Origin of the sequence: Plantactinospora sp. KLBMP9567 (assembly GCF_033446045.1) — a bacterium.
In the GTDB taxonomy this organism is placed as follows: domain Bacteria; phylum Actinomycetota; class Actinomycetes; order Mycobacteriales; family Micromonosporaceae; genus Plantactinospora.
This window is the reverse complement of record NZ_JAWQRR010000006.1, coordinates 503,826-517,318: the sequence shown is the minus strand read 5'-3', so window position 1 is coordinate 517,318 and position 13,493 is coordinate 503,826. Positions and strand designations below refer to the sequence as shown.

Genomic DNA, 13,493 nt, shown 5'->3' with positions numbered 1-13,493 from the left:
CCCATCACCACTCGGACTTCTCGACGAGGGCCCACTCGTGGTCGTCGTTCGAGTGGCAGGGGAAGAGAGTCAGCCGGGCAGCGTCGCCGCCGCTGCCCACGCCGAGCACGTCGAGGCACATCTCGGCGGCCGTGTTGCGCAGCCAGTAGTAAGCGAGCCCGCCCGAGGTCTTCTTCGGCTCCAGCCGGAAGTACTGGTTGTCCCGGTCGGAACAGCCCGTTTCGTTCAGCGTGGTTGCCGGCTGCACCGTCTCGAGGCCGGGCGGGTCGACGCAGAACCCGTCGTCCGCGTTGCGGATCCAGTAGAGCTGGTATCCCTCGCCGTCAACGGCCCGCGGCTCGAACGTCCACTCCTGGTTGTCGTCGCCGGTCTTGTTGCACGTGAACTGGTTCACCGGCCCGTCCCGCCTGCCCTCGCCGAGACCGGGCAGGTCGACACACTTCCCCGTGGCGAGATTGCGGATGAAGTACGGCCCGTAGCTGCGACCTGTTGCGCCGGCCGCCTTGACCGTCGGCTGGTTGTCACGGGCCCGTCGTGTCGGCTTCGCAGTCGCCTTCGTCTCTTCCGGCTTCGGCGAGGCGGGGAGTGTCCTGGGCGCCTGCAGCCGGCTGTCCTTGGCGTACTCGGCCTCCGCCTTGGTCACCGCCTCGGCCAATGTGCCGACCACGGCCGTCTCGTCGCCGCGGGCGAAGGCGGCCAGAGCCGGGGCGTACTGGCCGCCGGCCTGCTTGATCAGCTTGCACATGGTGCGGCCGAGCGCCGGGATCGCCACCGACGGACTCCACGGTGACCTGTTAGCGGACGACTGCACGTTGGCCGCCCAGACGTTCGGCAGAAACTGCGCGATGCCCTGCTCACCGGCCGAACCCAGCCGGTTCGGGTCGAAGCCGGAGGTCACCGTGATCTGTGCCGCGATGCGGGCGGGCGGCATCTCGGGGCAGATCCTTCCGGCGGCGACGACCGCGTTCACGTACGCGTCGGGCACGGAGGCCACCGAGCCGCCGGACGTGGCGGCGGTGGCTGCCGGTGTTGCCGAGGCGTCGCCGAGCGCCGGCTGCAGGGCGTACCACCTGGCGTACCGCTCTACGGTGTCCACATAGTCCTTGGCGTCACCGGGAATGCCCCCGGCCGTGATCACCTGCTCCAGGCCGACCCGGTACGCCGCCAACGCGACCCGCCAGGGCTCCTCCTTGATGTTCACGGCCCGGGACTGCCCGACGAGCCGACACGTGAGACGCGCGAGAGCCGTGATGGCGGCCTCGCGATCGGTGGGCTGAGCACCGGTCCACGGCACGTTCTCCTCCCACTGCTCAGGAGTCAGCGCGGCAGTCCCCGTCGCACCACGCTCGCGCATCTCGGCGACCGGCCGGCTGCCGAAGTTGGAGGCGACCATCACCTGCCCAGCCAGCCGGGCCGGGGTGAGCGCGGCGCAGGAGGACCCGGCGCTGACGAGAATCCGCACGTCCTGCGCGGAGAGCGAGGTGCCCGCCAGGGGTTCGGCGGCGCTCGCCACCTGCCGTGCCGCGAAGCCGCCGGCGCCGGTCAGGACGGCAAGCGCCAGGACGACGCCCGAAGCCACCGGACGGCTCAGTCTCGGTAAGCGGACCACTGTTGACCCTGTTCCTTCCGTCAGTTGCCGGACAACTGCCCGAGCAGCTCGTCCTCGGTAGGGACTCCGGCATGATCGACCCAGCGCAGGGTGCAGACGACCATGTCGAACAGCAGGACGATGGCCTGCACCGGTTCGGCGTCGACGTCACCGTCGCTCAGCACGGTGAAGGTCAGGGCCCCCCAGACACCGGGCGCGTCAGGGGTCGCCACGAGGTAGTTGACCCGTACTGCCGGTGCCTTGCGTTGGATGGGACCGCTGTCGACGACCTGGCGGACCCGGGCGGCCGGGCAGCCGCCGATCTCCAGCGCCATCCCGTCGGAGCCGGCGTCGGCGAGGACCGAGTCCAGCACCAGCTTCGGATCCTGCGGCGGGGCGGCGTCCTCGATCACGGAGAGCACGAGCGTGCCGGGCAGCCGCATGCCGTGCATCTCCTGTACCGGCAACACCACCGCCCGGGCACCGTGTCGCTCGGCCTCGTCGGTCGCCTCGGTGAGGTCCCGGCGCAGCATGCGCCGCCACGGTCCGGCCTTGTCCCGCGGCAGCGTGTCGGGCAGGGCGTGCCGGACGATGGCGTTGATGGTCCGTTCCCGGACCCGGCTGAATTCGGGTGTGGTGGGTATGTGTACCCAGCCCTCGGGGATGATGAGCTCGAAATCGATCATGAGTGATCCTGCTCGGCGTCGAGCACGAATCGCAGTGCCGACACCCCGTTCTCGGGCGGCGCGGCAAACTGCGTGGCGATCATGTGCATCACCGCTTCCACTCCGGTGCCGATCACCGCCATCTGACTCAGCGCGGCGACCCGGGTCGTCAGCAGGACGTCAACGTCCATCGCCGGCGGTCCAGAGGTGGGACGGCCCTCCAGGCGCAGCGCCGCGTTGACCCGGCTGTGCAGCCCTTCACCCTCGGAACGGGCCAGCGCGAGTACCCGGACGCCGTCGCCGTGCTCGGTGGTCACGTACTCGATGTTCGGTGGCCGTATGTCATCCTCGAAGCCCTCCGCACCCACCATGGCCATCAGATAGGCCGGGTCCTCGGGGCGTGCCTGGCGGAACTCGGCCAGGACGAGCAGCGGCAGCCAGCGCGCCTCGTCGCCGAGGAACCCCGCACCCCAGATCAGGCGGCAGTTCCGGGGCAGGTCGTCGGCACGCTCCAGCAGGCTCCGTGCCACCGCTGACCCCATGTCATCGACGGTGAACGGGAATTCCTCCGGATCGTCGGCGGGCCAGGCGGCCCGGGCCGCAGCCACCTTCTCGCCCACCCAGCCGTCGAGGAGGCTTCTCAGCGACTCGGTCCAGGCGGTCCGTTTCGCGACATCGCTCCCGGCTGCCGGCACCCAGTCCCAGTACCAGGACACCTCAAAGCTCGTCGTCGGCTCGTCGCCGAGCTGTGTCCTCATCACTTCCCCTCGACCGTCGGATGCTTGCTCAGCTGCATACCCGCGATGATCAGGCCCGCGATGAGGTTGAACACCTGGTGTATTCCGCTGAAGAGCCCGAATACCCACTTGAGGCCGTTCGCCAAGCCGAAGAACGGCAGCTGACCCAGGAACGACAGATCCTTGAACGCCCGCCCGTTGAACAGGGTGGTGAACCAATTCTTCAGGACATCGAAGAAGCCGGTCTTGGCTCCGACGGTCGCAGGGGGGCTGCCGATTGTGACCAACGGGATGACCTCGCCGTTCGGACCGATGACTGGCTTGAACTTCCAGTTCCCGAGTCCCCTGATGAGCTTGGTAAAGGCTTCGATCTGCTTACCGAAGAGAACGACGGCCGCACCCAGACCGGCGAACACAAGCGCGAAGACGTCGAGAACGACGCTGAGCACACTGCCAACGCCGCCCGCCAACAGCACGCTGTCGGCTATCAGCAGGCCGGCAGTGGCAACAGCACCGGCTACCGCGATATAAGGGAGGGCCGCAGCGGCAATGGGGCCGACCACCGCGAGAGCAGCGATCATCGGGACCAGGACGGCCAGTCCGGTGAGAATTATGGCGATGATCCCAAATATCCTGCTGATCCACTTGAAGATGCCCACGACCCGCCAGTTGATCTTGTCGGTCAGCCCGTCGTCGTAGTTCTTGCAGTTCACCTTGTCGCCGAAACTCTTACCGGCCACGTCCAGGTCGTTCAGGGCGCTGGTCAGCCGGTCCTTCGCCGCCTCGATCTCCCGGTCCGCCTCCTCCTGCGCGCCTTTCTTCTCATCCGCCTTCCGCTGCTCCTCCGGTGGGATCGTGCCGTCCGGGTGCGGCTGCGGGTCCGGCATCGCGTTCGCCTTGTCTAACGAGGCGCTCCACTCCTCCTCGGCCGCGGTGGCGGCGTCGACCTTGGTAATCGCATGCCGCAGTTCCTCCTCGTACCTGTCGATCTCGATGGCGACGTCGTGGTATCGCACCGCAGCTTTGCTGAGGCTGCTCTTGAGGGACTCCGCGTCCTTCCTGAGCGGCTCGACCCACTGTCCCCGCAGGCCTTCCCCGCCGGTATCGACGATCTTCTGCAGCTTGGTCACCGCGTCGTCGATCGTGGTGGAGATGTGCTGATAGCGTTTCTGCGCGGCCTGGATCTGAGTGGGGTCGGCAGCCTTGAGAGTCTTCAGGCGGGGGTCGCTCACTTCTTCTCCTCGAGGCTGTCCACCATCTTCTGTTCCGCATCGCCCCAGGCCTGCTCAGCGCCCTCCACGGACTCGCGGAACTTCTTCATCGCCTCGACCATCTTGTCGCGGCTGACCGTCCAGTTGTCGGCGAAGTCACCCATTGACAGGTTCGCGTTGAGCTGCCCCCAGTGGCCCTTGTACTCGTTCTGGAAGTCCAGCGCGCCCTCGAACTGGCTGATCAGCTCGTTGAGGTGCGCGGTCAGGTCCCCCAGGTCCTTGACCACGATGTCGGCCATCACATCACCGCTTCCACTGTCGTTGTGTTCATCCGCCGGCCCCCACCGGTTCCAGCAGAGGTATCTGAACGGTCTGCAAGGTGCCGTCGCCCAGGTGCACCCGGGCAACCCCGGGCACGACCTTCTCGGCTACGGCGGCCCGGGACAACCGGGCACCGACCAGGTCTCCGGCACCCACGGTCGGCGGGGAGAGCAGCGCGCCACGCCGGTTCTTCTTCACCTCCACCTGCCAGCCGGAGAAGCCCATCGCCACCGAGGAGACCTCGCCAGCGATGATCACGGCACGCCCGGTCCCGGAAGCCTGTCGAATCAGTTCGCGCATCCAGTCCCGGGCGGGGAAGTCACGCCACCCCTCGGCATCGTCGATCAGCAGGGCCACCGGTCCGTCACCCGGATCCACGAGGGCGGCGAAAACCTCCGCCTCCGGGTTGGCGTCGGTGATGATCCCGCGTACCCCGGTCCGCCCGGCCAGATTCCGCAGCGGCGATCGCAGCGGGGCGCCGATGACCAGCTCCGTCCCGCCGCGCAGCAGCGACTCCGCCATCACCGCGAGCGCGGTGCTGCGACCGGAGCGGGACGGACCGGCGACCAGGAAGGTCGGCTGATCGGTGAGCAGATCGATGCCGAACGTCGCCAACTCGTCGCCACCCACGCCGATCAGCGCCCAGCCCGGTCGCGGCTCGTCGACGGATTCCCAGGCCTGGTCGAAGGTCAGCTCGGTCGGCATGACGGCGATCCTGCCGGGGCGCAGCGCCTTCGGGACAGCCGCCTCGCGTTCGGTCAGCCGGGCCGCCAGCGCGTGCATCGCGGCGACCTGCGCCGGACCACTCGGGTCCGCGCCCACCAGGGCGACCTGCACCTCGACAGCACTGATCGCACGGTAGCCACGACCGGGCGGCATGTTCTCCGGGATCTTCCGCGGGTTGAGCCCGGCCAGCGTGGCGTCGCTGCGGTCGGAGAGCCGCAGCACCAACTTCTCCTCGCAGAGCGAGGCCATCCGGCCGCTCAGCAGGCTGTGGTCACCCGCCACGATCAGGTGGACGCCCGCGCTGGCGCCCTCCCGCAGCAGGGTGTGCACGATGTCGGTCAGCGCTCCGCCGTCGTGCTCGCTGAGGGTTCCCATGAAACCCTCCCAGCGGTCGAGCAGCAGCAGGATGTGCGGCAGCCGCCCGGTAGCGGGACCGGCCGCGCGTTGCTCGGTCAGGTCGGCGAACCCACCCTCGCCGAACACCTTCTGGCGGCGCTGCACCTCCTCGTGCAGGCGGCGCAGCAGGCGGCCGGCCCGTTCCACATCGGTACGCTGCACGACCGCGCCGCAGTGCGGGAACCGGGTGATCGGCAGCAGCGCGCCATTGCCGCAGTCCAGCCCGTACAGGTGCAGGTCGGCCACGCTCGTGGCGAAGGCAGCCGCGGTGGCGATCGTGCGCAGGGCCTGCGACCGGCCCGACCGGGGAGCGCCGACGATGTGCAGGTGGCCGAACGTGGACAGGTCGATCGTCATCGGCACCTGCCGCTGCGTCTTCGGTAGGTCCTGCACCGCCCAGGCGAACGACGGCTCGCCCCGGTCGTCACGGAGCGGCTCGACGGGCAGGTCCACCACCGACACCGTCGGCAGCGGCGGCAGCCAGGGACGGCGCTGGGCGGGCACGCCGAGCATGTCGTTCGCCTGCCGGATCGTCGACACCAGCACCGACAGGTCGGTGGCCTCGTCGCTCTCGACCGCGCCCCGGGGCCGCTGCGGCACCGGCCGGCCCAGGTCCAGCCAGCCCACCGGATGCAGGAACGGCGCGGCCACGGCGTCCGGCCGGTTCTGTTGCGGTCGGCGGCCACCGATCCGACCGGACTGGAACGGGATGAGCGAGCTGTGCCCGAGCCGGGCGTACGCGCGCCCCGGGTTCGTAGCGGAGATGCTCGCCGCCTCCCGGGCATCGATCACGTCGGCGCTCTCCCCGGCGTCGGTCACCCGCAGCGCCACCCGCAGGTTGGTGTTGGCGCGGATCTCCGCGGACACCACACCGTTCGGGCGCTGGGTGGCCAGGATCAGGTGAATGCCGAGCGACCGGCCGCGCTGGGCGATGTTGACCAGTCCGGTGACGAAGTCCGGCAGCTCCCGGGCCATGGAGGCGAACTCGTCGATGACGATCAGCAGCCGCGGGATCGGCTCCGGCACCGGGCGCCGGGTGGAGTAGTCGACGTAGTCCTCGAGGTCCTTGGCGCCGACCGCGGCAAGCAGGTGCTCCCGGTGCGTCAGCTCCGCGCCGAGCGAGGCGAGGGCCCGCTCGACCAGGTGAGCGTCGAGGTCGGTGACCATGCCGACGGTGTGCGGAAGGTCAACGCAGTCCTTGAACGCGGCACCGCCCTTGTAGTCGACGAGGACGAAGTTCATCGCGTCGGGTCGGTTCACCACGGCGAGCGACGCCACCACCGTCTGCAGGAACTCCGACTTGCCGGAACCGGTCGTACCCGCGACCAGGCCGTGCGGACCGTGCTGGACCAGGTCGAGCGCGAACGGGCCGTCCAGGCTGTAGCCGACCAACGCCCGCGTGCTACGGGGGGAGGCGGCCCACCGGGCGTTGACCGCGGCCACCGACGGGTTCTCCATGCCCAGCACCTCGAGCAGGCGTGCGGAGGCCGGCAGCGCCGCATCGCCGTAGGTGTCGCTGACGTCGCGGACCGGGGCTAGCCGCCGTCCCGTGAGCGGGAACCAGTCGTCGATCACTTCGTCGACCCGGATGCCCTCGATCGTCGCGGCCCGTTGCTGCCGCAGCGTCGTGGGCAGGCCGTCGCCGCCGACGACCACGGTCGTGCACTCCTCCGGAAGGGTGCGCTCGTCGCTGTCCACGCAAATGAAGTAGACGCCGACGGCGGGGCCGCCCAGCAGGATGGAGACCACGCCGGGCAGGGCGCGCAGCCGCCGGGCGCCGTCCAGCACGACGACCACGTCGGGGTCGCTGGTCAGCACGCCGGACCCGGCGTTCAGGCGGGCCTGCCGCCGGGCCTCGATCAGCTCGATCAGCTCGGCGATCCGGCGGGCGATCGTCTCGGCGTCCGTGCCGAGCAGCGTCAGGGTCTGCTGCCCCAGCAGCGGACGGGTGTGCGGCAGCCAGGCGGCCCATTCCCACAGCGCACCGCCGTCGGGATCGGTGAGCAGGTAGAGCTGCACGTCACGGGGGCTCTGTGCGACTGCCAGCTGCCCGGCCATCCAGCGCGCGAGCCGGCGCGGCCACTCGCCGCGCCCCGCGACACCGACGACACCGGCCCGCACTATGGAGAAGGCGACCGGTACGTCGTTCAGGTAACGAGGTTCGGTACGTCGGTCCAGGCCTGCCGCCTCGACGGTGATCATGCTGGGCAGGTCGGCGATGCCGATCCGGACCACGAGGTGGTCCGGATCGGTGCGGCGGCGCTCCCACAGCCGCGCCCGCGGCCCGGTGGCCACGATCAGCAGTTCGGCCGGATCGGGAGTGGCGACCCGGCGATCGTGGCGCTCCAGGACGATCGTCTCGGCGATGTCGGCCTCGATCGCGGCGACGCGCGCCCGATGCTCGGCGATCTGGCTTCGGTGGCTGCGGTTGCCCTGGCGGCGCGAGGTCAACCAGTTGGCGATCACCATGATCGGCGACATCGCCGCGAACATCAGGTAGATCGGGTTGCGCAGCACCAGGGCCATGACGCCGCCGAACGCGGCCGGCAACGCGGCGGCCAGCCACGGCAGGGCGTTCGGCGTCCCCGGTTTCGGCTCGGCCGGCAGCTTGAACTTGTCGGGCCGGGTCGGCGGCAGCAGCCGCGGCGGACGGTTGTAGTCGAGGTACTCGCTCTCCGGCGAGGGCTCGATCACCGCGTCCGGGCAGAGGACCGGGTGCGCCTCCAGGGCGGTGCTGCCGGCGGTCAACTGCGCGGTCTCCCGCCAGCCGACCTCGCCGGCGGCCAGCTCCCCCCGGTCCAGCAGCAGGCCGCCGCTGACAGCCCGGACGTGAACCTCGGCGTCGAAGGTAACCCGGGCGACGGCAGCCACCTCCGGCACGTCGTCGGCCAGCCGGACGGCACAGTGCGGAGCCGAGCCGATCCGGTGCTCGCCCGGACCAAGCGACCAGATCCGCCCGGCACCGGCGCCCGTCACGGCTCGGATGGTGACAAGGCCGCCGGTGGCGTACGGGGCCGGACCGGGGCCACCGACCCACAACACCGAGCCGTCGTGCACGCCGCTGGTGGACAGCGGCAGGTCGAGTTCGAGCGGCCGGTCGTCGAGGTAGACCAGGCCCGGGAACGGGCCGTGCGGGGCGTACGACGGATCGAGACTGTCCAGCAGGTTCTTGACGATGTCCCGCACCGGGGTGGCAGGATCGGCGTCCACGACCACGTCGGCCGACCACGCCTGGGGCGACGCGAGGGTGATCAGCATGCGCACGGCGTACCCCTTTGTTGCTAATTCAGCGAGCCGGCGATTTTGTTATTTGTTCAGCGAGCCGGCGAGCTCGGTGTCCATGGTGCGCAGCGCCTCAACCGCCTTGTCGAGCCACTCGGAGAGCAGGGTGAGGCTCTCCATCACCTCGGTCGCCGAAGTGACGAACTCGGTGTGGACCTCGTCGAATCTGCCGGACGCCTGGTCGGTGACGAAGCCGGAAGTGGTCAGGTTGTTCACGATGGACTTGCACTCGTTCAGCCGAGCGTCGATCTCGTCCTTGTTGTTGCGCATCCGGGTCGCGCTGTCCGACATCTCCGCGTAGGTGATGTTGAGATTCGCCATCGGGTCGTCCCTTCGAATGGTACGAGCCACGCTATGTAGCCGGCCCGGTGATAAGCAACGCGGATCAATATAGAAAAGCCTGCGATCGCGGTCCAGTCGGAGTACACGATTGTGGGCCCCTAGGCCCACAACCATTGTTGACAGCCGGCACCGCACCACTGACGATTAACGTTCCGACGAACCGAGCGTTTCGAGGAGTGGACGATGAGTTACGAACGGTCCGGCGCCTGGACCGTCGACCATGCGGTACGCGTCCTCGCCGCCGGATGCGCCCAGCGGCACCGGCCCGTACCCGCCGTTGGCGCCGTGGTCCTGGGCCCGGAGTCCGTGATGTTGCGCCTGGCCACCCCGGACGAGGCGGCACCACCCGGCTGGACCGTGGCGCAGTGCGGCCGTACCTGGCTGTCGTCCCTGCACTGGCTGCGAACTGCGGCGGTGGACGACCGGATTCCGGAGCCCTATCCGCTGCTGGTCTCGGCCGGTGTGATCGACGGCGGCCGGCTGCTGCTCAACCTCGCTCAGGCGAACGGCCTCACCAGCATCGAGGGCGATCTTGGGCTCGCCCGGAGCCTGGCCCGGTCCTGGTCACGCCGGCTCGCCATCAGCCCCTGGGCAGCCGAGGCCCGGGTGATCCGGGTGCGCTTCCCGCACGACCCCGACTTCGCCGGGTGGAACGTGTCCCGACTGGCGGAGGCGGCCTCCGTGCTGGACGAGCCGGAGGGCGGGATCCTGTTCTTCGCCGACCGGCCCCTGGGACGCGACCTCTATCAGGTCGACCGGCTACTCAGCGAGCCGGCGCGGCGCTGGTCGGTGGTGGCCGTCGGTGCCGACGACGCGACCTGGCGGTTCACCGTGGGCATGGACGGCACCGTCGATACGGGACTACTGGCGGAGCCCGTACGTCTTCGCACGTAAAGCCGTATGAAGCGTTCGTGAAACGGGCCGCACCAGACTGGCCGGCATGACCACGGTTCCTGGCACACCGGGCGAGCCCGGCAACCGGGTGCGCATCGCGATCTCCAGCCCGGAGATCCTCGCCCACATCCGCCACGAGTTCGCCAGCAAAGGCTTGGAGGTACAGATCGACGGCCTGCCCGCGGTCGACGTGGTGGTCACCCCGGTCGCCGGCACCGCACCCGGCGCGGGCACCCGCGGCAAGGCCCTCAGCCGACTGGTAAGCCCGCAGACCCGGCACCGGGATCCGGCCACCGCCCGCTACCGGCTGGTGCTGATCCCGGCTGGCCGGCTGGGGCCCACGGCCGGCAACCTCGCTGGCAGGACCGGAGGAGCGTGCCGACCGCTGTCGCCGCGCGAGGCTGAGGTCATGGACTCGATCAGCCAGGGTATGCGCAACGCCGACATCGCCGCCCTACTCCGGGTCCAGCAGAAGACCGTGAAGAACCACGTGAACCGCATCTTCACCAAGCTCGGCGCCCGCAGCAGGGTCGAGGCGGTGCTGATCTGGCAGCGTACCCGGGTGCCCAGCGGTCGTTCGTCGAGTCCATGACCTCGACCTCTCCAGCGTAGGCAATCACAGGTCGGCGAAGAGGATGGGAGGGATTCGCTGTCCCAGCGGCTCGATCGACGTGGCGCGGCCCACCATGCCGTCGCCGATCCTGGAGAGCGCAATGCGATGCCGGGAGAGGACCCGTGCCAGGGCGTCCAGCCGTTCGTCTGGCGCAAGCTCACCGGCAAGCTCCAGGGCGTACACCCGGACGAGGGCGTGCATCGTGAACCGGTCGTCGTTCCGCTCCAGCAGGGACACCGCGTACAGCTTGTTCAGCAGGACCGACGCCTGCTGGAGGCCGAGACCGAACAGCGCCGCCGCGGTGTGCCGGGTCAGGTTGGGCCCGGGGAAGACCCCCAGGAGCCGGAACGCCCGGGCTGCGTCCTCGCCGAGCGCCGCGAACGACCAGGACAGAACAGCGCGCACGGAGCAGAACGCGTCATCGGCCAGTTGCAGCGTGTCCAGCCGGTGCCGGACGTTCTCCAACTTCGCGACGAGATCTCCGATACCTGCGCCCACGGTCGACACGACCTGCTCGGCCGCGATCTGCAGAGCCAACGGTGACCGGTCGCACAACGCCGTGATCAGGCGGGCGGACTCCGGCTCCGCCCGTACCCGGTCCTCCCCGACCAACGTGTTGAGTAGGGTCAATGACTCTTTCTCGCTCAGCGCACCGAGCGAGATCCGGCGGGCGGCGTGCCGGACGGCCAGTCCCGAGAGCCGGTCGCGGCTGGTCACAATGACGAAGCAGGTGTCGCCGCCGGGCAGCAGGTCCTCGACCTGGTCGGCGGATGCGGCGTTGTCGAGGACCAGCAGCATACGCTTGTCGGCCAGCATGCTGCGCCACAGCGCGACCCGCTCCTCGTGCCCGTCTGGGGCGTGCCGGGCACCGATGGAGGTCAGCAGCTGGTGCAGGGCGGCCCTAGGAGTCGGTGCGGGATGCGACGGATCGAATCCGCGGAGATTGATGTAGACCTGCCCGTCAGGATAACTGTCGCGCAGCATGTGCCCGCCGCGCACGGCGAGCGCGGTCTTCCCGATCCCGCCGACCCCCACGATCATGACGATCCGCCGTCGCGGCGCCGGCCTGCCGGCCGAACTTCGCATCAGGGTGAGCAGCTCGGCGGTCCGTCCGACGAAAGCGTCATTGTCGTGCGGGAGCTGGGCCGGCCGAATCGTCCCGCCGGGCGGCCAGACGCTCCCGTGATGGTCGTCGGCCAGGATCTCGGCATAGCTGGCCTGGGTGGCCTGTGAGGGGCTGATACCCAGGTCGATGGCGAGCCTGCGGCGCAAATCCTCGTACTGGGTCAGGGCCTCGGCGGTGCGGCCAATGCGGTGCAGCGCGGTCATCAGCACACCGCAGAGCCGCTCGTCGAACGGATGGGCCGGAACCTCGACGAGCAGCCGGCCGATCACCTCGGGGAGCATGCCGGGACGGGCCCGTTCGGCGTACTCGACCAGCAGCCGCAACCGCAGCTCGTCCAGCCGGACACGGGCCTGCGCGACGAATGGCCCCGGCACCCCGGCGAAGGGAACACCGCCCGTCCACGGCGCAAGCGCGCGCTCGTACCCCACCAGCGTACCGCTCGCCCGCGCCCGCCCGGCCAGATCCTCGGCCACGGTGACGTCGAACATCTCCCGCTCGAGCAGCAGGGAGTAACCGGCCGGACTGCTGACCAACCGGTCCTGCACCGGTCCCAGGGCGCGGCGGAGCCCGGAGAGATAGGTGTGCGCACTCCCCGCGGCCGTGGCGGGCGCCGACTCGCCCCAGACCCGGTCGACCAGCTGTCCCCGGGAGACGGTCGCGCCGGCGCACAGGGCCAGTACGACGAAAACGGCGCGCTGCTTGGGCGGGCCGAGGTCGATCTCGTCGCCGTCGACGAATGCGCTGAGCGGTCCGAGCCCTTCGGCCCGCAAGCGGCCGTCCACCGCACTCGCTGCCACTAGTACCCGTCCCTCGCGGTCACACCCGAAGTGGCACCGCGCTGGAAATTGGTGTCCGCTCGACCGGCCGTAGCCAGCACCGCGTCGTCGCGGCCGGCCGGCCGGCCGGCGTCCTCGTACACCTGGTCCTGGCCGCGCAAGGTGAACCGGCCCAGCACGTCCCCGTGGCGGTGCAGGTAGTTCAGCGCCATCCGGCTGGGCAAGGCATCCGCGCCGACGGCATGCTCGATGAAGTAGGAACGCACCTGCACGGGCATCGGGTGATGCTCCTTCACATCGCGGTAGCAGTGATAGCACCGTATTGCGTAAAGGCGATGTCTTCAAGGCGTTACCAAACCAATGTTACTTGCGCTACCAAACGGTCGCGGTCAGGGACGGCGTGGACCGGACTCATCGACGGCGGACGGCGTGCCGGCCGGTACCCCCCCCACCGGTCCTTTCCAGGCGTCCGGTGGCGGCAATTCTGGCGGAGGCGTGGGCACCCGGCTTGGGAATCCGCGCCAGGTCGTTGGTGTGGTCAACTCCCCCATCGGCGTCATGCCGCCCGGGTTGGCGGTGGTGGACTCCGTGAAGAAGCCGTAGCTGGGTTGCTCGTCCTCCTGCAGCAGGTCCCACAGCACGTCGTCGCGTCCCGCCGCCGCCGGCGCCCGCACGCTGGGCGCCATACCGATGGTGCCGCCACTGAAGTGCGGGCCGTCGCCGGTGGGGTGGTAGGCGTGGACGAGTTCGACCAGCGCGTCCAGGACGGCGCCGCGTTCGCCGTCCGGCGCCAGCCCGGCGTCGAGGGCGAGGGCC

Annotated in this window: 11 protein-coding genes and 1 pseudogene; 2 read left to right on the top strand and 10 right to left on the bottom strand. The window is 69.8% G+C overall.

Annotation, left to right across the window (positions count from 1 at the left end):
• Positions 1-4: 4 nt before the first annotated feature.
• From R6Y94_RS05050 to R6Y94_RS05020, 7 genes are read right to left on the bottom strand one after another with little or no spacing between them, the layout of a single operon-like run.
• Positions 5-1,579, bottom strand: coding sequence for an RICIN domain-containing protein (locus tag R6Y94_RS05050; protein ID WP_318394553.1), 1,575 nt, complete (start codon positions 1,577-1,579; stop codon positions 5-7).
• Positions 1,580-1,629: 50 nt separating this feature from the next.
• The gene (locus tag R6Y94_RS05045; RefSeq protein WP_318394552.1) at positions 1,630-2,274 is read right to left on the bottom strand and encodes a hypothetical protein; all 645 of its coding nucleotides are present in this window, start codon (positions 2,272-2,274) and stop codon (positions 1,630-1,632) included.
• Complete coding sequence (locus R6Y94_RS05040; RefSeq protein WP_318394551.1) at positions 2,271-3,011, bottom strand: hypothetical protein; 741 nt, start codon at positions 3,009-3,011, stop codon at positions 2,271-2,273. Before R6Y94_RS05040 ends, R6Y94_RS05045 begins: the two co-directional genes overlap by 4 nt.
• Entirely contained in the window at positions 3,011-4,222 is a 1,212-nt protein-coding gene (locus tag R6Y94_RS05035; protein ID WP_318394550.1) for a hypothetical protein, read from the bottom strand. Before R6Y94_RS05035 ends, R6Y94_RS05040 begins: the two co-directional genes overlap by 1 nt.
• Positions 4,219-4,500: a hypothetical protein gene (locus R6Y94_RS05030; protein ID WP_318394549.1), complete on the bottom strand. Its 282-nt coding sequence runs from the start codon at positions 4,498-4,500 to the stop codon at positions 4,219-4,221. The genes R6Y94_RS05035 and R6Y94_RS05030 overlap by 4 nt, the downstream gene beginning before the upstream one ends.
• Before the next feature lie 28 nt (positions 4,501-4,528).
• Positions 4,529-8,902 carry an FtsK/SpoIIIE domain-containing protein gene (locus tag R6Y94_RS05025; protein WP_318394548.1) on the bottom strand — a complete coding sequence of 1,458 codons (4,374 nt, stop codon included), beginning with the start codon at positions 8,900-8,902 and terminating at the stop codon, positions 4,529-4,531.
• 48 nt (positions 8,903-8,950) lie between these two features.
• Positions 8,951-9,247: a WXG100 family type VII secretion target gene (locus R6Y94_RS05020; RefSeq protein ID WP_318394547.1), complete on the bottom strand. Its 297-nt coding sequence runs from the start codon at positions 9,245-9,247 to the stop codon at positions 8,951-8,953.
• A gap of 204 nt (positions 9,248-9,451) precedes the next feature.
• Here R6Y94_RS05020 and R6Y94_RS05015 point away from each other — a divergent pair, with 204 nt between their 5' ends.
• Both R6Y94_RS05015 and R6Y94_RS05010 read left to right on the top strand, forming a co-directional pair.
• Complete coding sequence (locus R6Y94_RS05015) at positions 9,452-10,162, top strand: hypothetical protein (protein ID WP_318394546.1); 711 nt, start codon at positions 9,452-9,454, stop codon at positions 10,160-10,162.
• Between the two features lie 46 nt (positions 10,163-10,208).
• Complete coding sequence (locus R6Y94_RS05010; RefSeq protein ID WP_318394545.1) at positions 10,209-10,754, top strand: helix-turn-helix transcriptional regulator; 546 nt, start codon at positions 10,209-10,211, stop codon at positions 10,752-10,754.
• Positions 10,755-10,778: 24 nt separating this feature from the next.
• Here the strand turns inward: R6Y94_RS05010 and R6Y94_RS05005 are convergent, their stop codons facing one another.
• The 3 genes and pseudogenes from R6Y94_RS05005 to R6Y94_RS04995 form a co-directional block, all read right to left on the bottom strand.
• Positions 10,779-12,683, bottom strand: a complete 1,905-nt coding sequence (locus R6Y94_RS05005) for a BTAD domain-containing putative transcriptional regulator (protein WP_318394544.1) — start codon at positions 12,681-12,683, stop codon at positions 10,779-10,781.
• Positions 12,684-12,697: 14 nt separating this feature from the next.
• The gene (locus R6Y94_RS05000) at positions 12,698-12,955 is read right to left on the bottom strand and encodes a hypothetical protein (protein WP_318394543.1); all 258 of its coding nucleotides are present in this window, start codon (positions 12,953-12,955) and stop codon (positions 12,698-12,700) included.
• 111 nt (positions 12,956-13,066) lie between these two features.
• Positions 13,067-13,489 (bottom strand): annotated as a pseudogene (locus tag R6Y94_RS04995) (hypothetical protein); the annotation flags it as partial.
• Positions 13,490-13,493: the final 4 nt, after the last annotated feature.